The sequence below is a fragment of the Streptomyces sp. NPDC008317 genome (assembly GCF_042955955.1).
Taxonomy (GTDB): Bacteria; Actinomycetota; Actinomycetes; order Streptomycetales; family Streptomycetaceae; genus Actinacidiphila.
Genome location: NZ_JBIBFQ010000009.1, coordinates 158634 through 179731, shown reverse-complemented (window position 1 = coordinate 179731; position 21098 = coordinate 158634). Strand labels below are relative to the sequence as shown.

The following is a 21098-nucleotide window of genomic DNA, read 5'->3' as shown; positions in this document are numbered from 1 at the left end:
GCCTCCGCTCTCAGGGCTGGTAGAGGTACGGGGTGGTGACGCTCAGGGCGCTGAAGCCGAGGCGCTGGAGGATGGGGCGGCTGGCGTCCATCGCGTCGACCTGGAGGTAGCGGTAGCCGCGGACGGCGGCGATACGGGCCCGGTGGGCGATCAGCGCGCGGTAGACGCCGCGCCCCCGCCACTCGGCGACGGTGCCGCCGCCCCACAGGCTCGCGAAGTCCTTGCCCGGCGGCATCTCCATGCGGGCCCCGCAGACCGGCCGGTCGCCCGCCATCGCCAGCACCAGCGCGATCTCGTCCGGCGCCTGCGCGAGCGCGTCCAGCAGCCGCTCGCGCAACTGCTCCGCGCCCGTACCGAACGCCTCCTCGTGCACGGCGGCCAGCAGGTCCACCCCGGCGGCGTCGGTCACCTCCACCAGCCGTACACCGTCCGGCGGGACGGGCTCGCCGGGCAGCGCCGCGACCTCCGCGACCATCAGCGTCTCCGGCTCCTCCGGCACGAACCCCGCCGCGCGCAGCCGCTCGCCCAGATCGGCCGGCCGGTCGTGCGAGTAGAGCTTCCACTCGAACTCCCGGCCCGCCCCCTCGGGCGACTTCAGCCACGCGAGCTGCGCCTGGACCGCGGGGCCCGCGCTGTCCTCGTCCAACTCCGACCAGAGCACCCCGCTCCAGTCGTGCACCGCGGCCCCCACCTGCCGCACCACCCCGCCGCCCCGCTCCACCCGCGTCCCCGCCCCCTCCGGCGGAGCGTCCCGCCGCATCTGAGCATCGAACAACCCGAGTACATAAGCGCGATCCATCCCCCCATCCCAACACGCCCACCCCCCCACCCCCAACCGATTTCCCCCCGCGACGCGCCCCGCCGGGAGAGGCGTCAGGCGAGGGATTCGAGGGTGTGGTCGATGTCGGAGGGGGTGTTGTAGAGGTGGAAGGCGAAGCGGAGGGAGGTGGTGGGGGTGGAGAAGCGGACGGCGGCGGCGGTGAGGCGGGCGGGGGCGGTCGGGGGGAGGGCGACGGTGACGGTGGCGGAGGGGCCGGGGACGGGGGTGTGGCCGAGGGCGGTGAGTCCGTCGCGGAAGCGGGCGGCGAGGGCGGTGTCGTGGGCGTGGATCGCGGGGACGCCGATCTCCTCGATCAGGGAGAGGGAGGCGGCGGCGCCGACGAGGGGGAGGTAGGCGGGGCGGGCGTCGAAGCGGCGGGCGCCGGGGGCCAGCCGGGTGACGGGGCCGTAGCACCACTCCCAGGGGTCGTCGGCGGCGTACCAGCCCGCGAAGCCGGGGGAGAGGGTCGGCTCGGCGCCCGCGCGCACGGTCAGGAAGCAGGCGCCGTGCGGGCTGAGCAGCCACTTGTAGGCGTGGCAGACCACGTAGTCGTAGTCGTCGGCGCACAGCGGGAGCCAGCCGACGGACTGGGTGCCGTCCAGGAGCGTACGGGCGCCGTGGGCCGCGGCGGCGGCGCGGATCGCGGGCAGGTCGGCGACCCGGCCGTCGGCGGACTGCACGGCGCTGACGGCGACCAGCGCGGTGCCCGGCCGCACCGCGTCGGCGAGCGCGTCCAGCGGCACGATCCGCAGGTCCAGGTCCTCGCGGGCGGCGAAGGGCTGCACGAGGGAGCTGAAGTCCCGGTCGGCGACGACCACTTCGGCGCCGGGCGGCAGCCGCGCCGCGATCAGCCCGACGCTCTCGGCGACCGTGCTGGCCAGCGCCACCCGCTCCACCGCCACCCCGACGATCCGGGCGTAGGCGGCGCGCGCCGAGACGACGGCCGCCTCGAAGGCGTCGGTGTCGGGGCGGCCCGCCGCCCACTCGTCGACGGCCCCGCGCAGCGCCGCCGCGGTGCGGGCCGGGAGCAGCCCGACGGTGGCGGTGTTGAGGTAGGGCGCGGCGGGGTCGAGGTCCGGATACTCGGCGCGGATGAGGCGGTCCGCGGCGAGGCCGCCCCCCGAGGCGCCGCCGGCGCCCGCGCCCGTACCGCTGTCCGCACCCGTACCGCTGCCTGTACCGCTGCCTGGGCCTGTGCTGCCGAATGCGATGGCGTCCATGGCTCCTCAGCGTGGCGCGGGCCCGCCTCAAAGTCCATTACCGATATCTGTCGGGTATCCCTAAGTTCCGCTTATGGTGGGCGGATGATCGAGGCACGTCATCTCCGGGTGCTGCGGGCCGTCGCCCGCACCGGTTCGTTCTCCGCGGCGGCCCGCGAACTGGGCTGCACCCAGCCCGCCGTCAGCCAGCAGATGAAGGCGCTGGAGCACTCCGCGGGCACCCCGCTGCTGGTCCGCGGCGCCCGCGAGACCCGGCTGACGGAGGCGGGTGACGTGCTGGTCAGGCACGCCGTCGGCATCCTGGCCGGGCTGACGGCGGCCGAGGAGGAGGTCGCGGCGATCGCGGGGCTGCGGGCCGGACGCGTACGCCTCACCTCGTTCCCCTCGGGCAGCTCCACGCTGGTGCCGGGCGCGGTCGCGGCGATGCGCGCGCAGTACCCGGGCACGAAGGTGTCGCTGGAGGAGGCCGAGCCGCCGCGCTCGGTGGAGATGCTGCGCGCGGGCGACTGCGACATCACCCTGGCGTTCCGCTACGTGGATCTGCCGACCCCGGCCGAGGAGTCGTGGGACGACCTCGTCGTGCGCCCGCTGCTCACCGACCGGCTGGTCGGCGTCGTCCCGGAGGGGCACGCGCTCGCCGTCGGCGGGCGCCCGGTGGACATCGCGGAGCTGGAGCAGGAGCAGTGGATCGCGGGGTGCGCGCGCTGCCGCCGCCACCTCGTGGAGGTGTGCGAGCGGGCCGGGTTCACCCCGCGGATCGACTTCGCGACCGACGACTACCCGGCGGTGGTCGGCCTGGTGGCGGCCGGTCTCGGGGTCGCGGTGCTGCCGGAGCTGGCGCTGGAGTCAGTACGTCCCAAGGGCGTCGCCGTGGTGGAGGTGCGTCCGGCCGTGCAGCGCGAGGTGGTGGCCCTCACGCTGCCCGATCTGGCGAACGTCCCGGCGGTGGACATGATGCTCGGCCGCCTCGCGCAGGCGGCGGCCCGCTGATCTCAGGGCACCGGTCGCCCGTCAGCCGGGCCCGGCGGGCGGCGCGCCGCGCGTGCCGTACGCGTCAGGGCGGACAGGGCCGACGGGGCCGATGAAACCGGGAGTGCCGACGGCACCGGGAGTGCAGGAACGATTCTGCTGGCGTCTCGCGGAAGCGCGCTCACACGTGGGACGCGTCGCGGATGTCGGACGCGTCGTGCAGGTCGGCGTCGTGCAGGTCAGAATCGTGCAGGTCGGCGTCGTGCAGCTCGGACCTGTCGTGCAGGTCGGTGTCGTCCAGGTCGGCGTCATGCAGGTCGGCGTCGTGCAGGTCGGTCGCGTCGCGCACGTCCGACGGCTCGCGCTCGGAGCGGCCCGCTTCGGCGTCCGCCGAGGGCATCCGCGACCGCGAGCGGCCCATCATCGCCTCGCGCTCGTCCTCGGTGAGGCCGCCCCAGACCCCGTAGGGCTCGCGGACGGCGAGGGCGTGGGTGGCGCATTCGGCCCGTACGGGACAGCGCATGCACACCTCCTTGGCGGAGGCCTCGCGCGCGCTCCGGGCGGCGCCCCGCTCGCCCTCGGGGTGGAAGAAGAGCGAGCTGTCGACGCCTCGGCAGGCGGCCACGAGCTGCCAGTCCCAGAGGTCGGCGTTGGGGCCGGGAAGGCGGGAGAAGTCTGCCATTGCTTATCCCCTCGGAGGGTGTGTGTCGGTCTGGGAGGCCGTGAAGAGTCAGCGTCTCGACCGTACATCTACTGTCGTAGTAGATGTAAATATGACTCATCGCCAATCTAGTGGCGAATAGCCCACAAGGCGCGAAAGAGCGTCCAAACAGTGAAAAATCTGGCATAACACCCGTTCGGCAGCATCCGGGCAGGGCCGCTCGGCCGTAGAGGAATCGTTCCGCCTCCGAAATACCGGCTCTCTCACCCGTCTGACCTGCGGCCTGGGCGATCCGTGTGCGCATGATCACGTAGAGTGCCGATGACCGTCGGCAAACTTCGTAACTCTTTCGGGTGAGGGTCGTTGAGTCTGGCGGAAGCGGTTGGCGGACAAGTGAATCGGGCAGGTGCCCGAGGCCGTCAGCCTCAACGGTGAACATTCGTACAGCCTGGAGGCACAACGTGACGCGGTTCAGCTGCGGAGGGCGGTCATGACTTCTGTCCTCGTCTGCGACGACTCCCCGCTCGCCCGAGAGGCCCTGCGCCGCGCGGTGGCCACCGTGCCCGGTGTCGAGCGCGTAACCACCGCGGCCAACGGCGAGGAAGTCCTCCGCCGCTGGGGTGCCGACCGGTCGGACCTGATCCTGATGGACGTCCGCATGCCCGGCCTCGGCGGCGTCGAGACCGTACGGCGGCTGCTGTCGGCCGACCCCGGCGCCCGGATCATCATGCTCACGGTCGCCGAGGACCTGGACGGCGTGGCGCTCGCCGTCGCCGCCGGTGCCCGCGGCTACCTGCACAAGGACGCCTCGCGCGCCGAACTGCGGGCGACCGTGACGCAGGCGCTGGCCGACCCCACCTGGCGGCTCGCCCCGCGGCGGCTGCGCTCGGCCGAGATGGGCGCCGCGCCCACCCTCACCGCCCGCGAGATCCAGGTGCTCGAAGGCATGAGCCACGGACGCTCCAACGCCGAGATCGGCCGTGAGCTGTTCCTCTCCGAGGACACCGTGAAGACGCACGCCAGGCGGCTGTTCAAGAAGCTCGGCGCGTCCGACCGGGCCCACGCCGTGGCGCTCGGCTTCCGCTGGGGCCTGGTTCGCTGAGCCGTCGTGTCGTACGCCCGAGAGGGCGGCCGTTCCGGCGAAGTCGCCCACAAGTCCTCGGTTTCCCGGGGGAGGACGCATGCTTGACGTATGGACTTCCTCGGGGATCGGCGGGGGCCTCACATGGCGGAGATGACAGCGTCGGGTTCGGCCGCTCATAACGCTTCGGTGCAGAAGTACGGCCGCGATGACGCGGATCGCGCCGCGGCGAGGCACCATGGGTGGATGCGCGACGACGACACTCCGGCCATCGGTGCCCTTGTCCGGCGCGCAGTCGACGGCGACGAGCAGGCGACACACGACCTGCTCGCGCATGTCCACCCGCTCGCCGAGCGGTACTGCCGCACCAAACTGTCCCGTCTTCCGGGCGACGCCCGGCACTTCGTCGACGACCTCGCCCAAGAGGTCTGTCTCGCGGTGCTGTGCGCCCTGCCCCGCTACCGCGACCTGGGGCGGCCGTTCGAGGCCTTCGTGGTCTCCATCGCCGCCCACAAGGTCGCCGATCTGCAACGGGCCGCCATGCGCGGGCCCGGCAGCACCGCCGTTCCGTCCGACGAGATGCCGGAGAAACCGGACGATTCACTCGGCCCCGAGGAGCGCGCGCTGCTCAACAGCGACGCCGCCTGGGCCAAGAAGCTGCTCGACAACCTCCCTGACCACCTGCGCGAGTTGGTGCTGCTGCGGGTCGCCGTCGGGCTGAGCGCCGAGGAGACCGGCCAGGTGCTCGGCATGTCGCCGGGGGCCGTACGGGTGGCGCAGCACCGCGCGCTCAGCCGGCTGCGCGCCATCGCGGAACAGACGGCGGGGGCGCCCGCAGCCGGGGACGCGCCGGGTCTCTCGGCGTAGGACACGCGGAAACGGACGGGCGGAAACGGACGGGCGGAAACGGACGGGCGGAAACGGACGGGCGGGCCCGGCACCGGGCCCGGCACCCGGGTGCGACGGCGCGGTCCGACCGCGCGGTCCGACCGCTGGTGACCGTACGGGTGTACGGGCCCGGCTGAGCGCGTCATGGGAATAGCGGCGAAGCCACTACCATTGAACAACTCGCCGGGCAAGACCATTCGGGAAGGTGTCATGACGCTGAACGCCGACGGAGTAGCTGAGAAGTTCGCCACACTCGGGCTGACCTATGACGATGTGCTGCTGCTTCCGGGGGCGTCAGAGGTGCTGCCCAACCAGGTGGACACCTCCTCCCTCATCTCCCGCAACGTCCGGGTGAACATCCCGCTGCTGTCCGCCGCCATGGACAAGGTCACCGAGGCCCGGATGGCCATCGCGATGGCCCGCCAGGGCGGCGTCGGCGTGCTGCACCGCAATCTGTCGATCGAGGACCAGGTCAACCAGGTCGACCTGGTGAAGCGGTCCGAGTCCGGCATGGTCACCGACCCGATCACCGTCAGGCCCGACGCGACGCTCGCCGACGCGGACGCGCTCTGCGCGAAGTTCCGGATCAGCGGCGTGCCCGTCACCGACGCGTCCGGGCGGCTGCTCGGCATCGTCACCAACCGCGACATGGCCTTCGAGAGCGACCGCTCCCGCCAGGTCCGCGAGGTCATGACCCCGATGCCGCTGGTCACCGGCCAGGTCGGGATCTCCGGGGTCGACGCGATGGCGCTGCTGCGCCGCCACAAGATCGAGAAGCTGCCGCTGGTCGACGCCGACGGCAAGCTCAGCGGGCTCATCACCGTCAAGGACTTCGTCAAGGCCGAGCAGTACCCGAACGCGGCGAAGGACTCCGAGGGCCGGCTGCTGGTCGGCGCCGCCGTCGGCGCCAGCCCCGAGGCCCTGGACCGCGCCCAGGCGCTGGTCGGCGCGGGCGTCGACTTCCTCGTCGTGGACACCTCGCACGGCCACAACAGCAACGCGCTGAACTGGATGGCGAAGATCAAGTCCAGCGTCGGCGGGGTCGACGTGGTCGGCGGCAACATCGCCACCCGTGACGGCGCCCGCGCCCTCATCGACGCCGGTGTCGACGGCGTCAAGGTCGGTGTCGGACCCGGCTCCATCTGCACCACCCGCGTCGTCGCGGGCATCGGCGTCCCGCAGGTCACCGCGATCTACGAGGCCGCGCAGGCGTGCATCGAGGCCGGGGTGCCGGTCATCGGCGACGGCGGCCTCCAGTACAGCGGCGACATCGGCAAGGCGCTCGCCGCGGGCGCCAGCAGCGTCATGCTCGGCAGCCTGCTCGCCGGGTGCGAGGAGTCCCCCGGGGAGCTGCTCTTCATCAACGGCAAGCAGTTCAAGTCCTACCGGGGCATGGGGTCGCTCGGCGCGATGCAGTCCCGCGGCCAGGGCCGCTCCTACTCCAAGGACCGCTACTTCCAGGCCGAGGTCTCCTCCGACGACAAGCTCGTGCCCGAGGGGATCGAGGGCCAGGTGCCGTACCGCGGACCGCTGTCCGCCGTCCTCCACCAGCTCATCGGCGGTCTCCGGCAGACCATGGGCTACGTCGGCGCCGCCGCCGTCTCCGAGATGGAGTCCAAGGGGCGGTTCGTCCGCATCACCGCCGCCGGGCTCAAGGAGTCCCACCCCCACGACATCCAGATGACCGTAGAGGCCCCCAACTACCACGGCTGACGCCGCGCTTGCGCGGGCCCTGGTCCTCCGGGCCGCGGCCCCTGTGCGTCCGCCACGCGCTGGACGTTGTTCCTAGCGGCGCGGCCCCGGGCGGTTCTTCTCCCCGCGCCCCCACGGGGCACAGGTCCTGTGCCGAGGCAGCGCGCCGGGGCGCATCCCCGACGGGGCACGGGCCGCCCGCGGGCCGAACGGGGATACTGAGGGGCCGCAGGTCAAAAGAAAGGCGCAGGACGTGACAGAGATCGAGATCGGTCGGGGCAAGCGAGGCCGCAGGGCGTACTCGTTCGACGACATCGCCGTCGTGCCGAGCCGGCGCACCCGGGACCCGAAGGAGGTCTCGATCGCGTGGCAGATCGACGCGTACCGCTTCGAGCTGCCGTTCCTCGCGGCGCCCATGGACTCGGTGGTGTCGCCGGAGACGGCGATCAGGATCGGGAACCTCGGCGGCCTCGGGGTGCTGAACCTCGAAGGGCTGTGGACCCGGTACGACGACCCGGAGCCGCTGCTCGCGGAGATCTCGGAGCTGGACGACACCCGGGCGACGGCCCGCCTCCAGGAGATCTACGCGGCGCCGATCCGCGAGGAGCTGATCGGGCAGCGGATCAAGGAGGTCCGGGACGCGGGCGTCGTGACGGCGGCCGCGCTGTCGCCGCAGCGCACCGCGCAGTTCTCGAAGGCGGTCGTGGACGCGGGCGTCGACCTGTTCGTGATCCGCGGCACCACGGTCTCCGCCGAGCACGTCTCCGGCTCGCACGAGCCGCTGAACCTCAAGCAGTTCATCTACGAACTCGACGTGCCGGTGATCGTCGGGGGCTGCGCCACGTACACGGCGGCGCTGCACCTGATGCGGACCGGCGCCGCGGGCGTCCTCGTCGGCTTCGGCGGCGGCGCCGCGCACACCACGCGCAATGTGCTGGGCATCCAGGTGCCGATGGCGACCGCGGTGGCCGATGTCGCCGCCGCCCGCAGGGACTACATGGACGAGTCCGGCGGCCGGTACGTGCACGTCATCGCGGACGGCGGCTTCGGCGCCAGCGGTGACCTGCCCAAGGCGGTCGCGTGCGGCGCGGACGCCGTGATGATGGGCTCCCCGCTGGCCCGCGCCACCGACGCGCCGGGCCGCGGTTTCCACTGGGGCATGGAGGCGGTCAACACCGAACTGCCGCGCGGCAAGCGGATGAACCTCGGCACCGCGGGCACCACCGAGCAGATCCTGCTCGGCCCGTCCCACGCGCCCGACGGCTCGATGAACTTCTTCGGCGCCCTGCGCCGCTCGATGGCCACCACCGGCTACTCGGACCTGAAGGAGTTCCAGCGCGTCGAGGTGACGGTCTCCCCGACCCACCACCGCTAGGGCGCACACGCATTAGCACGGACGAGGGGCCGTACCGCCTGCGCGGTACGGCCCCTCGTCGCGTCATGGCGCGGTACGCGTCACCGCGCCGGGGCGGTTGTCGTCAGTTGTCGCCCGCGTGCTTCGCGACGCCGAAGGAGATGAACGCGGCGACGGCGAGGAAGAGGAAGCGCATGAAGCTGAAGTCCTGCTTCCACGAGTCGAGCAGGTCGCCGAAGTGGTGGAAGAAGATGTCGGTGACCGGCATCGAGCCGCCCTGGCCCGACACGTAGTGGCTGATCACCAGGGCGCCGCCGAAGAGTTCGCCGAAGACGACCGCGAACAGCGCGAGCAGGACGGCCACGAACGGCAGGGCCGGGTTGCGTCCGCCGGCCTTGCCGACGGCGAGGCCGACGAGCGCGCCGACGCCGATCGCCATCAGCCGGAATTCGTGGGTGCTGCCGTCGTCGCTGGACAGCGCGCGCAGGATGCCGCCGTACGCGAGCGCGGCGACGATCGCGGCCAGCAGGCCGACCAGGAAGCCGAGTCCGGGGTTGTCGCGGCGGGCGACCGGCGCCGGCGGCGGGTAGGCGGCCGGGTTGAAGGCGCCGGGCGCGGGCGGCGCGCCCCACTGCTGCTGGGGCTGCTGACCGTAGGGCGCCTGGGGCTGCTGGCCGTACGGGGCCTGGGGCTGCTGCGGGTAGCCGTATCCGGCGCCCGGCGGCGGTCCGTACGGATTCTGGCCACCGGGCTGCTGCGGCTGCTGCGGCGGCGGGTAGTTGGCGCTCATGGGGTCCCCCGGGATACGGCATTCGACGATGGACGCCGAAATCTAGCAGCAGGGGGTGACAATCGGACAAGTTGTTCTTCCGGTCGTTACATGACCACTACACGCGGATCGGGAACCCCGCCCCGGCGGGCCGCTACAGCCGCGCCGCCGCACCCGCGGGCGTCGCCCCCCTTGTGTCCAGCAGGAGTTGCGCCTTGACCGCCAGACCCTGGAGGTCGTACGTGCGGTGGTGCTGGAGCAGCACCGTCAGATCGGCCTCGGAGGCGGCCTCCCACAGGGAGTCGGCGCGCGGCACCGGACGGTCGAGAACGCGCCACTGCGGTACGTAGGGGTCGTGGTAGCACAGCTGCGCGCCGAGTTCGATGAGCCGGGTGCCGATCTCGCGGGCGGGGGCGCCCTCCTGGGAGGCCAGGTCGGCCTTGTAGGTGACGCCGAGCAGCAGGACGCGGGCGCCGCGCAGGGACTTGCCGTGCTCGTTGAGCAGCGCGGCGGCGCGCTGGACGACGTAGCGCGGCATGCGGGAGTTGACCTCCTGGGCCAGTTCGACCATCCGCAGCGGGTGGCCGAGCATCCGGACCTGGCCCTGGGCGGGCATGGCGGCGAAGAGCGGGACGGCGTTGGGGTCGAGGGCGGCGGCCGGGCCGCCGACGCCGGGTCCCGGTCGGAACGCCTGGAAGCCGAACGGCTTGGTCTCGGCGCAGCGGATCACGTCCCACAGGTCGACGCCGAGGTCGTGGCAGAAGACCGCCATCTCGTTGGCGAAGGCGATGTTGACGTGCCGGTAGTTGGTCTCCAGCAGATTGACCGCCTCGGCCTCGCGGGGGCCGCGGGCGCGCACGATGCGTTCGGTGAAGCGGCCGTAGAAGGCGGCGGCGGCCTCGGTGCAGGCGGGGGTGCAACCGCCGATCACCTTGGGGGTGTTGGCGAGGTGGAAGTCCCGGTTGCCGGGGTCGAGGCGGCTGGGGGAGTAGGCGAGGTGGAAGTCCCGGCCCGCGCGCAGCCCGTCGGCCTCCAGCAGCGGGCGCAGGAACCCCTCGGTGGTGCCGGGGTAGACCGCCGACTCCAGGACGACGGTGGTGTGCGGGCGCAGGTGCCCGGCGAGCGCGCGGGCGGCGGCGGACACCGCCGTCAGGTCCAGGGCGCGGTCCTCGCCGAGCGGGGTGGGCGCGCAGATCACGGCGGTCCTGACCCGGCCGAGCACCGCCGGGTCCGCGGTCGCGCGGAAGCCGCCCGCGAGCATCCGGCGCAGGTCGGCGGCGGCGAGCGTGCCCGGCGGTACGCGGCCCGCGTTGATGTCGGCCGCGGCGGCCGGGTCGGGTTCGTAGCCGATGACGCCGACGCCCGCGGCGGTCGCCGCCTGGGCGAGGGGAAGTCCGGTGCGGCCGAGTCCGAGCACTGCGAGGTCTGCGGGCATGCGGTTCAGTCCTCTCCCTTGCGACCACCACGGGGACTCCACGGATGGCTCCACGGATGGCTTTAAATCAGGCTAACCAGACAAATGACTGATATGACCGCACGGCGCGCCGTGCAGTCATCCGGGTTACGGGCAGAAGAGGCACGGGATCGCCGGGTAGGAGAGGGACGGCCCGGACGCCCTGCCCGCAGGGCGTTCACCGCCTCGCCGCACCGCGGGCGCGCCCCGGCACCCCCCTCGACGGCGGGTCAAGGGTGGCCGCTCGCGGCGGTGGCGGTCACTATCGAGTGGAGGGCTATCCACCGCGGCGGCACGCGAGAGCGCCGCCACCATGGGAGGCACACGGATGCGTACGTCAACACTGGGCCCCGCCGAGCGGGCCGGGGCACTGGCCCGGATGGCCGAGCACGAGCTGGACCTGCTGGTCGTGGGCGGCGGGGTGGTCGGCGCGGGAACAGCGCTGGACGCCGTCACCCGTGGCCTGTCCACTGGTCTGGTCGAGGCCCGCGACTGGGCGTCCGGCACGTCGAGCCGGTCGAGCAAGCTGATCCACGGCGGCCTGCGCTACCTGGAGATGCTGGACTTCGCGCTGGTCCGCGAGGCCCTCAAGGAGCGCGGCCTGCTCCTGGAACGCCTCGCCCCGCACCTGGTGCGGCCGGTCCCGTTCCTCTACCCCTTGCAGCACAAGGCGTGGGAGCGGCTCTACGCGGGCTCCGGCGTCGCGCTGTACGACACCATGTCGGTCTCCTCCGCGCACGGCCGCGGCCTGCCGGTGCACCGCCACCTCACCCGTAAGCACGCCCTCCAGGTCGCGCCCGCGCTGCGCAAGGACGCGCTGGTCGGCGCGCTCCAGTACTACGACGCGCAGGTCGACGACGCGCGCTTCGTCACCACCCTGGTGCGTACCGCCGCCTCCTACGGCGCGCAGGTCGCCAACCAGGCGCGGGTGATCGGCTTCCTCCGCGAGGGCGAGCGCGTCGTCGGCGCGCGGGTGCAGGACGGCGAGCAGGGCGGCGAGTACGAGATCCGCGCCAAGCAGATCGTCAACGCCACCGGGGTGTGGACCGACGACACGCAGGCGCTGATCGGCGAGCGCGGCCAGTTCCACGTCCGCGCGTCCAAGGGCATCCACCTGGTGGTCCCCAAGGACCGGATCCACTCCACCACCGGGCTCATCCTGCGGACCGAGAAGAGCGTGCTCTTCGTCATCCCCTGGGGCAGGCACTGGATCATCGGCACCACCGACACCGACTGGGACCTGGACAAGGCCCACCCGGCGGCGTCCAGCGCCGACATCGACTACCTGCTCGAACACGTCAACTCGGTGCTGTCCACCCCGCTGACCAGGGACGACGTCCAGGGCGTCTACGCGGGCCTGCGTCCGCTGCTGGCCGGGGAGTCGGATGCCACCAGCAAGCTCTCGCGCGAGCACACCGTGGCGCACCCGGTGCCGGGACTCGTGGTGGTCGCGGGCGGCAAGTACACGACGTACCGCGTGATGGCCAAGGACGCGGTCGACGAGGCCGTGCACGGCCTGGACCACCGGGTGGCCGAGTGCTGCACGGAGGATGTGCCGCTGGTCGGCGCCGAGGGCTACCACGCGCTGTGGAACGCCCGCGCCCGCACCGCCGCCCGCACCGGACTGCACGTCGCCCGGGTGGAGCACCTGCTCAACCGGTACGGCTCGCTCGCCGAGGAGGTGCTCGCGCTGATCGCCGAGGACCCGTCGCTGGGCGCCCCGCTGACCTCGGCCGACGACTACCTGCGGGCCGAGATCGTCTACGCGGCGATGTACGAGAGCGCCCGCCACCTGGACGACGTGCTCGCCCGCAGGACCCGGATCTCGATCGAGACCTTCGACCGCGGCACCCGCAGCGCCCGCGAGGCCGCCGAGTTGATGGCACCCGTCCTGGGCTGGGACAAGGACCAGATCGACAAGGAAGTGGCCTACTACGAGAAGCGCGTGGAGGCCGAGCGCGAGTCGCAGCTCCAGCCCGATGATCTGACCGCGGATGCGGCCAGGCTGGGCGCGCCCGATATCGTTCCCCTCTAGGCACGGTGCGTCTCGGGGGAGACGCGGCGCGCGTCGGGGGAGCGGGCGGAAGGGCGCGAGATGACGGGACAGGCCGACGAGGGGCGGTTGGTCGCGGGCCGGTACCGGCTGCTCGAACGCATCGGCCGGGGCGGCATGGGCACCGTGTGGCGGGCCGAGGACGAACTCCTCGGCCGGCAGGTCGCGGTGAAGAAGCTGCACCCGCCCCAGCCGCACATGCACGACGACGAGTTGGCCACCCTCTTCGAACGCACCCGCCGCGAGGCGCGCGCCGCCGCCCGGATCAGCCACCCCAACGTGGTGGTCGTGCACGACGTCGTGGACGACGAGGGACTGCCGTCCATCGTCATGGAGTACGTCCCGTCGGTCACGCTCGGCGAACAGCTCAAGAAGCACGGACCGCTGCCGGTCGCCGAAGTCGCCAGGATCGGCCGCGGCATGGTCGCCGCGCTGCGGGCCGCGCACCGCGCCGGAGTGCTGCACCGCGACGTCAAGCCGGGCAACGTCCTGCTCGGCGTCGAGGGCGGCGCGCCCGTCGAGGGCGCTTCCGCGGAACAGGGCTACGGCAGCGGGCGCGTGGTCCTCACCGACTTCGGCATCGCCCAGGCGTCCGGCACCTCCACCCTCACCCGGACCGGCGAACTCATCGGCTCCATCGACTTCCTGTCGCCCGAGCGGATCAGGGGCGCCCTGCCGGGACCCGAGGCCGACCTGTGGGCGCTGGGCGCCACCCTCTACCAGGCCGTCCAGGGCGAGTCGCCCTTCCGGCGGCCGACCGCGATCGAGACCGCGTACGCCATCGCCGAGGAGCCGGTGCTGCCGGCCGCCAACGCGGGCGCGCTGACCCAGGTGATCGCCGGGCTGCTCGCCAAGGAACCGGCCGAGCGGCTTTCCGCGGCCGAGACCGAGCGGCTGCTGCGGATTCCGCTGGCAGAACCCGACACCGGGCAGGTCGACACCGACCGGTTCACCTACCCCGCGGGCGACGGCCGGACCGCCACCGTGACCCAGGTGCCCGGCGCCCCGCCCCCCGGCGGCGCGCACTCCCCTCCGTACGCCGACTCCTTCGGGCCCCCGCCGCCCTACTCCACGGGAACCGGTACGGGAACGGCCGCCGGTTTCGGTACGGGCGCGGGCGGTTCAGGCCCCGACACCGGCCCGCACTCCGGCGCGCACCGCCCCGAACGGCCGCGCCGCCGTACCGGAGCGTGGATCGCGGGCGTCGCCGTCCTCGCCCTCGTGGCCGCGGGCACCGCCTTCGCCGTCATCCACAACGGCGGCTCCGGTAAGGACGCGAGCCCCGGCCCCACCACCGCGGTCAGCACACCGCCCACCGGCACCACGTCCTCGGCCGGTCCCACGCCGAGCACCACGGCGCCGCCCCCGCCGGTCCCCGACGGCTACCACCTGGTCACGGAGTCCGACCACGGTTACGCGGTGCCGGTGCCCGACGGCTGGACACGGCAGGTCAAGAACGACGGCGACGAGGTCGACTTCATCGACCCGACCGGCAAGATCGGCCTGAAGATCACCTCGCTGGACTTCGGCAGCGACGACCCGTACGAGCACTGGCTGACTCTGGAGCCGCAGACCCAGGAGCAGGTTGACGAGTACCACCGTGAACGGATGATCCGCACCGTGCAGTTGGGGATGCCCGCCGCGCTGTGGGAGTTCACCTTCCAGGGCTCGGTCCGCAAGTTCCATGCGATCGACCTCGGATTCGGCAAGCCGGGTGGTCGTGAGTACGCGGTCTACCTGTCGGCTCCGGACGCCGAATGGGACACCTACCGACCGGTGTTCACGAACGCTGTGGCCGGTTTCCGGCTATCGAACCCATAAGCCGGGTTCGCTTCCGCGTCCCCCGTTCGGGGATGATGGGTGTTTACACGTCCAGCACTCCAGAGGGATCCCATGAGCGAGGTCGAAAGTACCGACGGACGCGTGCTCGCCGACCGGTACCGCCTCGGCGAAGTCCTCGGCAAAGGCGGCATGGGCACGGTGTGGCGCGCCGTCGACGAGACGCTGGGCCGTACCGTCGCGGTCAAAGAGCTGCGTTTCCCCGGCAACGTCGACGAGGACGAGAAGCAGCGCCTGGTCACCAGGACCCTGCGCGAGGCCAAGGCCACCGCGCGGATTCGCAACACCGGCGCGATCACCGTCTTCGACGTGGTCAAGGAGGACGACCGGCCGTGGATCGTCATGGAGCTGGTCGAGGGCCGCTCGCTGTCCGACGCGATCCGTGAGGACGGCCCGCTCACGCCCAAGCGCGCCGCCGAGGTCGGCCTCGTCATACTCGACGTCCTCAAGGCCGCCCACAACGCCGGCATCCTGCACCGCGACGTGAAACCCTCCAACGTCCTGCTCGCCGACCGCGGTTCGGACCCCGCGGGCCGCGGCGCCGGGCGCGTGGTCCTCAGCGACTTCGGCATCGCCCAGATCGACGGCGACCCGTCCGTCACCTCCACCGGCATGCTCGTCGGCGCCCCCTCGTACATCTCGCCGGAACGTGCGCGCGGCCAGAAGCCGGGCCCGCCCGCCGACCTGTGGTCGCTCGGCGCGCTGCTCTACGCCTCGGTCGAGGGCCGCCCGCCCTACGACAAGGGGTCGGCCATCGCCACCCTGACCGCGGTGATGACCGAGCCGGTCGGGCCGATGACCAACGCCGGGCCGCTCGCCGAGGCGATCAAGGGCCTGCTGGTCAAGGACCCGGCCCAACGCCTCGACCACGACGCCGCGTACGCCCTGCTGTCCACCGTCGCGCACGCCCCCGAACGCCCGGTCGCGCCGCCCACCTCCGACGCCCGTACCGTCGTGCTGAACGTGGACCCGCAGCCCACCCCGACCGACGCTCCCGCTGCCTCCGGCGGGGGGACCCCCACCGCCGGAGGCGAAGCCGCCGCCGACCAGGCCCGGGTCCGCGACGCGCTGCGCTCGGTCCGCAAGGCCGCCGCCGCCAAGATCCCCGCGAAGCCCGCGACGTCGGCCGCCGCCCCTGAGCCGGGCGGCCCCGTCCCGCCGCCCGCCCCGCCGCGCGCGTCGCTCACCGACGTCGTACCGCGCCGCACGATGGTCATCGTGGCCGCGGCGATCGTGATCGTCCTGCTGGGCACGGTGATCGGCATAGCGCTCGCCAACTCCGGTGGCGGCGACGGCGGGAACGGATCGGCGTCGAAGCCGAAGGGCGGGGCCTCGGCCTCCGCGTCGACCGGCGCGAAGAACGACGACGACAGCAAGGGCGGCACGGACGACAGCAAGTCGCCGTCGTCGCCGGGCAGTTCGGCCTCCGCGCCGACCACCCCCGCCTCGTCCCCGCCGGCCACCGGCGGCTCGGACGCCGTACCGGCGGGCTTCTACCGCTACGACGACTCCGAGGGCTTCTCGATAGCCCTGCCCAACGGCTGGAAGCGCGTGGGGGACAACGGGTACGGCAGCGGCTCGAAGTTCCGGGGCTCGGACGGCAGCGAGTTGCTCGTGGACTGGACGCATTCGCCGGGGCCGAGCGCGCTCAAGGACTGGCAGAACGCAGCGAAGACCGCCAAGTCCGGCCGGAACGGCATGCCCGGCTACCAGGAACTCAAGGTGGCCCAGACGCAGTACCGCTCGTACGACGCGGCCGACTGGGAGTACAAGCGGGACGTGAAGGGTAAGCAGGTACACGTCCTGAATCGCGGCATGGTGACGGACCCGAAGCACGGGTACGCCATCATGTTCACGACTCCGGCCGACGCGTGGACCAGCGATACCAGCACCAAGGCCCTCACGACCTTCTTCGCTACCTTCAAACCGGCCAAGTGAGCCTTCCGCAGCACGTATTGTGAGTAGCCGTGGACTGTCCGCAGCCGGATTCCGTTCGGATCGGACCGCTTCGGGTACAAGGTGGGGTGCGGGTGAGGGTTCCCGCACGGATGGCATCGGGTCGGGAAGGGCCGGAGAGGGGGCGTCGTGGACGAATACGCGGGCCGCGTGCTCGCCGACCGGTACCGGCTGCCCCGGCCGCCCGCCGACGAGTTCGAACTGGTCGAGACGCGCGCCTTCGACACCTACAGCGGCCAGGAGGTCCTGGTCCGGCAGGTGCTGCTGCCCGAGGTCGTCACGGCCGAGGACCCGGGCGACGACCGGGGCTACGGCGACCAGGACGCGCTGAGCGACAGCGCCCGGCGCGCCCTCGAGGCCGCCCGCGCGGCGGCGGCGATACCCGACCACCCCCGCCTGGTCCAGGTCTTCGACATCTTCATCGAGGGCGGCAGTCTCTGGATCGCGAGCGAACTGGTGTCCGCCCGGCCGCTCGCCGCGTTACTCGCCGACCGGCCGCTGGACGCCTACCGTGCCGCCGAGGTCGCCTCCGACGTGCTCACCGCGCTGCGCGCCGTGCACGCGTACGGCTGGACGCACCGCAATGTGACCGCGAGCACCGTGCTGGTCTGCGACGACGGCCGGGCGATGCTCGCCGGGCTCGCCGCGGGCGCCGCCCAGGAGGCGCTGTGCGGCTACGACCCCGTGCCGCAGCACATCCAGGTCCTCGCGGGCGGCGGCCTGTCGGGCGCGGGTGAGGACCAGTCGTGGCACGGCCCCGAGTCCGCCCTCGAACAGGAGCGGGCCCGGCAGAACCGGATCACCGTCATCGGCGCCGTCACCGAGCGCTGGGCGCCGGAGCAGGCGCACGAGGTGCACGAGAACTGGCGGCTGTCGCCGCCGGTCGGCCCGGCCGCCGACCTGTGGGCGCTCGGCTCGCTGCTCTTCCGTACCGTGCAGGGGCATCCGCCGTTCCCCGAGGAGAGCGCCGCCGAACTGGTGCAGATGGTGTGCGCCGAGCCGCCCGCCTTCGCCGAGGAGTGCGGCGCGTTGCGGCCGATCGTCGAGTCGCTGCTCCGGCCCGACCCCGAGGAGCGGCCGGAGGCCGAGGAGTTGGGCGGCTGGCTGCGGTCGCTGATCCGCTCCGCGCCCGAGCCCGATCTCGGCCTCGACATGGTCCAGGTGCCGACGGATCCGGCCAAATTGCCGATCGTGCGCCGCAAGGGCGAGTTGGTACGGCGGCGCCGCCGCAAGGCCGCCGCCGAGGCCGACGTCGCCGGGATTCAGCACCGCAGGCACGCCCGCGGCAAGCAGGCCAGGCTCACCAAGGCCAAGCGCGAGCAGGCGCGGCGCAGCGAGATGCGGCAGGAGCAGATCCACCAGGAGCAAGAGGTCGTCTACCGCAAGCCCCCGCGCGGCGGCGACGAGGCACCGCGCAAGCTGGGCGTGCGGCTGCTGATCGCGGTCCTGGTGGTGCTCGCGGCCGTCGTCGCGTACGCGGTGCTCGCCATGCCCGGCAACGGCGACACGTCGGACAACGGGGCCAAGGGCGGCGACCGTACGGTCCCGGCCGAGGTGCCGGGCGGGCACAGCGGCGGCAAGAAGCCGACGCCGACGCCCACTCGTACGACCGCGGCGCCGACGACGAAGCCGGCCACCACGAAGCCGGCTCCGCCGCCGAGTACGGCGGTGCCGCCGCCGGACCTCGGCAGCGACTTCGTCATGCGGACCGACTCCGCCGGGTTCACCGTCGCCGTCCACACCGGGTGGCAGCGCTCCGGCAAGAACGGTCAGGGGCAGGTCCGTTACTCCGGCAGCGACCTCCAGCTCACCGTCGTGCCCGGCCGTGACAAGGTCTCCGACCACGGCAGCGATCCGCTCGCCTACCAGCTCGAAGAGCCCGAACTGGCCGCCTTCCGCGGCTCCTCCTGGTCCGCCGCCTCCGGTCTCCACACGCTCGACCTGCGCGGGCACAGTGCCGCCGAGGGCGAGTACAGCTACCGCGACGCCAACGACACGCAGATCTACGCCCTCAATCTCGCCGTCATCATCGACGGCTCCTACCACGTCGTCGTCGTCAGCGGGCCGGACGCTCGGCGCGCCGATGTCCAGCGTGCCTTCGACAAAGCCGTCGAAACCTACGCGGCGAGCTGACGCCCGCCCCACGCCAAGGGCTCGCCGCCCCGGCCCGTTCACCAGGGGCCTGCGCCCCTGCCCGTTCACCTTCCGCGGTGGGGTCCGCCCCCATCGGCCGGTGGTGGGTTGCTCGCGCAGTTCCCCGCGCCCCTAACGGGGCCCACCTCTTCCGCCCGGGACGGTGAGCCGATCTTTTAAGGGGCGCGGGGAACTGCGCGACAAGCCACGACGCTTCCGCTGGTCACCACCGGCCCCGGTGGGGCGGTTCGGTTGTTTTCGGGCCGCGGGCCCGGTGGGGGCTGGTCGCGCAGTTCCCCGCGCCCCTGGAAGACAGGCCCTGCGCAAAGGGGGGCGCGCTGGGGAGGAGGCCCTGGGAGCGGACGCCCTGCGGGGAGGGGCTGTTCGGGGCGGGGGCCCTGGAGGGTGGGCCGGGGTGGGGAGGGTGGATAGCCTGGGGGGTATGGGGAGTGACGGGGGGTGGACGGCGGAGGCGGAGCCTCGGGATGTGGTGGCGGGGAGGTACCGCATCACGGGGCGGCTCGGCCGCGGGGGGATGGGGACGGTGTGGCGGGCGGAGGACGAGCTGCTGCACCGACCGGTGGCCGTCAAGGAACTGCACCTGCCCGAGGGCGGCCAGGACCGGGCACTGCGCGAAGCGCGCAGCGTGGCCAGGATCAGGCACCCGCATGTGATCGTCGTGTACGACGTGCTGGAGCAGGACGGCCGCCCGTGGATCGTGATGGAGCTGGTGGACGGCCGTTCGCTGGCGGACGTGCTGGCACAGGACGGCCCCCTGGAACCGCGGGAGGCGGCGCGGATCGGCGCGGCCGTGGCGGGCGCGCTGCGGGCGGCGCACGCGAGCGAGGTCCAGCACCGTGACGTGAAACCGGCGAACGTGCTGATCGAGCGCGGCACCGGACGCGTCGTGCTGACGGACTTCGGAATCGCCCGGGTCGCGGGCAGCGCGACGATCAGCGAGACCGGGTCCTTCGTGGGGTCGCCGGAGTACACCTCGCCCGAGCGGATGTCGGGCCGTGCGGCGGGCCCGGAGTCCGACCTGTGGTCGCTCGGCGCGCTGCTGTGCGCGGCGGTGGACGGCGAGTCCCCGTTCCACCGCGAGTCGATAGGCGAGATCGTGCACGCGGTCGCGATCGACACGATCAGGACGCCCGAGGCGGCGGAGCCGCTGCTGCCGGTGGTCACGGCGCTGCTCGACCGGGACCCGGGCCGCCGGATGGGCGCGGCGCGGGCGCAGACGCTGCTGACGGCGTACGCGGAGACCGGTGAGCCGCCGCCCGCCCAGCACGTACCGGTGGTCCCGGCGGCCGAACCCCCGCGTGACGCGGAGCCCGAGCCGCGGGCGACCCCCCGCCCGAAGGGCCGCAGGCGCCGTGTCCTCGCCGCCGCCGTGAGCGTGGCGGCCCTCGCGGTCGGCGGCGGCGCGCTGGCCGCGGTGCTGGTCGTCCGGCACGACGACGGCGGCGCCCGCGCCGCGTCGCCCCCGCCGAGCACGGCGCCGGTGACGGGCACGACCCCGCCGTCCACGACGCCGAGCCCGACGACACCCCCGCCGACGGCCCCGGCCCTCCCGGCCGGGTACGAGCGCGTCACCGATCCGACCGGCTTCTCACTGGCGCTGCCCGCCGGATACGTACGCGACGCGCAGCGCGACAGCAGCGGCGTCCTGCGGGTGTACTACTGGTCGCCCGACCGCGCCTTCCGCTTCGGCGAGCGCGAGCAGTCGCCCGACCCGCGCGGCCCGTACGCGGTGCTGCGCGACCAGGATCTGGCAGGTCCCCAGGCGGGCAGTGTCTATCCGGGGTACCGGGACGGCGTGATCACCGAGACCACGCAGCGCGGGCGGCCCGCCGCGCTGTGGCAGTTCACGTACGACGGTTTCGCCGACGGCAACGGCGCGCGCCGCACGTTCGACCTGTGCTGGACGGAGGGCGGCCGGATGTACGACATGTGGCTGTCGGCGCCGATCGAGCAGGTCGAGCGGGCGCGGGACACCTTCGACGCGGCGCGCGCCGCCTTCCGTCCGCACTGATGTTCCACCGACACGTACGCGCCCCGAGGGCGCCCGGCACCTGCCGCCACTGCCCCTCCGGGCAACCCTCGTGACCTGCGAAGATCCGTACGACGCCACCGATTGCTGGCTTAGTTGCACGGATCACGAGGAAAATACTTACTCACGGGTATCCAATCGGTGCCGGACGGTCGTAATC

General features: G+C 72.9%; 15 protein-coding genes and 1 pseudogene. 10 read left to right on the top strand and 6 right to left on the bottom strand.

Features of this window, described 5'->3' with window-relative positions:
- Positions 1 to 10 precede the first annotated feature (10 nt).
- Positions 11 to 799: a GNAT family N-acetyltransferase gene (locus ACFY9V_RS27345; protein ID WP_391163411.1), complete on the bottom strand. Its 789-nt coding sequence runs from the start codon at positions 797 to 799 to the stop codon at positions 11 to 13.
- A 74-nt stretch (positions 800 to 873) separates the two neighbouring features.
- Positions 874 to 2040, bottom strand: a complete 1167-nt coding sequence (locus ACFY9V_RS27340) for an aminotransferase class V-fold PLP-dependent enzyme (RefSeq protein ID WP_391163409.1) — start codon at positions 2038 to 2040, stop codon at positions 874 to 876.
- Positions 2041 to 2124: 84 nt separating this feature from the next.
- On the opposite strand from ACFY9V_RS27340, the gene ACFY9V_RS27335 reads away from it, so the two are divergent.
- Positions 2125 to 3030 (top strand): LysR substrate-binding domain-containing protein, encoded by a 906-nt coding sequence (locus tag ACFY9V_RS27335; RefSeq protein ID WP_391050441.1) that lies wholly within the window; start codon positions 2125 to 2127, stop codon positions 3028 to 3030.
- Positions 3031 to 3190: 160 nt separating this feature from the next.
- Here the strand turns inward: ACFY9V_RS27335 and ACFY9V_RS27330 are convergent, their stop codons facing one another.
- A complete protein-coding gene (locus ACFY9V_RS27330) occupies positions 3191 to 3358 on the bottom strand; it encodes a pentapeptide repeat-containing protein (protein ID WP_391163552.1) in 168 nt (55 codons plus the stop codon).
- Between the two features lie 18 nt (positions 3359 to 3376).
- Positions 3377 to 3691: pseudogene (locus tag ACFY9V_RS27325) on the bottom strand (WhiB family transcriptional regulator); the annotation flags it as partial.
- 469 nt (positions 3692 to 4160) lie between these two features.
- Between ACFY9V_RS27325 and ACFY9V_RS27320 the strand changes: the two are divergent.
- From ACFY9V_RS27320 to ACFY9V_RS27305, 4 genes are all read left to right on the top strand, one after another.
- Positions 4161 to 4772: a response regulator transcription factor gene (locus ACFY9V_RS27320; protein ID WP_003948568.1), complete on the top strand. Its 612-nt coding sequence runs from the start codon at positions 4161 to 4163 to the stop codon at positions 4770 to 4772.
- A 225-nt stretch (positions 4773 to 4997) separates the two neighbouring features.
- Positions 4998 to 5618, top strand: a complete 621-nt coding sequence (locus tag ACFY9V_RS27315) for a sigma-70 family RNA polymerase sigma factor (RefSeq protein ID WP_355336798.1) — start codon at positions 4998 to 5000, stop codon at positions 5616 to 5618.
- Positions 5619 to 5849: 231 nt separating this feature from the next.
- Positions 5850 to 7352 carry an IMP dehydrogenase gene (gene guaB / locus ACFY9V_RS27310; RefSeq protein WP_355336799.1) on the top strand — a complete coding sequence of 501 codons (1503 nt, stop codon included), beginning with the start codon at positions 5850 to 5852 and terminating at the stop codon, positions 7350 to 7352.
- Between the two features lie 232 nt (positions 7353 to 7584).
- Positions 7585 to 8706 (top strand): GuaB3 family IMP dehydrogenase-related protein, encoded by a 1122-nt coding sequence (locus ACFY9V_RS27305; protein ID WP_355336800.1) that lies wholly within the window; start codon positions 7585 to 7587, stop codon positions 8704 to 8706.
- A 103-nt stretch (positions 8707 to 8809) separates the two neighbouring features.
- On the opposite strand, the gene ACFY9V_RS27300 is transcribed toward ACFY9V_RS27305, so the two are convergent.
- Both ACFY9V_RS27300 and ACFY9V_RS27295 read right to left on the bottom strand, forming a co-directional pair.
- Complete coding sequence (locus ACFY9V_RS27300) at positions 8810 to 9475, bottom strand: hypothetical protein (protein ID WP_391050451.1); 666 nt, start codon at positions 9473 to 9475, stop codon at positions 8810 to 8812.
- Between the two features lie 133 nt (positions 9476 to 9608).
- Positions 9609 to 10889: a nucleotide sugar dehydrogenase gene (locus tag ACFY9V_RS27295; RefSeq protein ID WP_355336803.1), complete on the bottom strand. Its 1281-nt coding sequence runs from the start codon at positions 10887 to 10889 to the stop codon at positions 9609 to 9611.
- Between the two features lie 346 nt (positions 10890 to 11235).
- Between ACFY9V_RS27295 and ACFY9V_RS27290 the strand changes: the two genes are divergently transcribed.
- The 5 genes from ACFY9V_RS27290 to ACFY9V_RS27270 all read left to right on the top strand — a co-directional run bounded on the left by ACFY9V_RS27290 (position 11236) and on the right by ACFY9V_RS27270 (position 20920).
- A complete protein-coding gene (locus ACFY9V_RS27290; RefSeq protein WP_188281981.1) occupies positions 11236 to 12942 on the top strand; it encodes a glycerol-3-phosphate dehydrogenase/oxidase in 1707 nt (568 codons plus the stop codon).
- Between the two features lie 60 nt (positions 12943 to 13002).
- Positions 13003 to 14781, top strand: coding sequence for a protein kinase (locus ACFY9V_RS27285; protein ID WP_391163407.1), 1779 nt, complete (start codon positions 13003 to 13005; stop codon positions 14779 to 14781).
- 72 nt (positions 14782 to 14853) lie between these two features.
- A complete protein-coding gene (locus ACFY9V_RS27280; protein WP_391163406.1) occupies positions 14854 to 16737 on the top strand; it encodes a protein kinase in 1884 nt (627 codons plus the stop codon).
- Positions 16738 to 16884: 147 nt separating this feature from the next.
- Positions 16885 to 18888: a protein tyrosine kinase gene (locus ACFY9V_RS27275; RefSeq protein ID WP_391163404.1), complete on the top strand. Its 2004-nt coding sequence runs from the start codon at positions 16885 to 16887 to the stop codon at positions 18886 to 18888.
- A gap of 487 nt (positions 18889 to 19375) precedes the next feature.
- Positions 19376 to 20920 (top strand): protein kinase, encoded by a 1545-nt coding sequence (locus tag ACFY9V_RS27270; RefSeq protein ID WP_391163402.1) that lies wholly within the window; start codon positions 19376 to 19378, stop codon positions 20918 to 20920.
- The last annotated feature ends 178 nt before the right edge of the window (positions 20921 to 21098 follow it).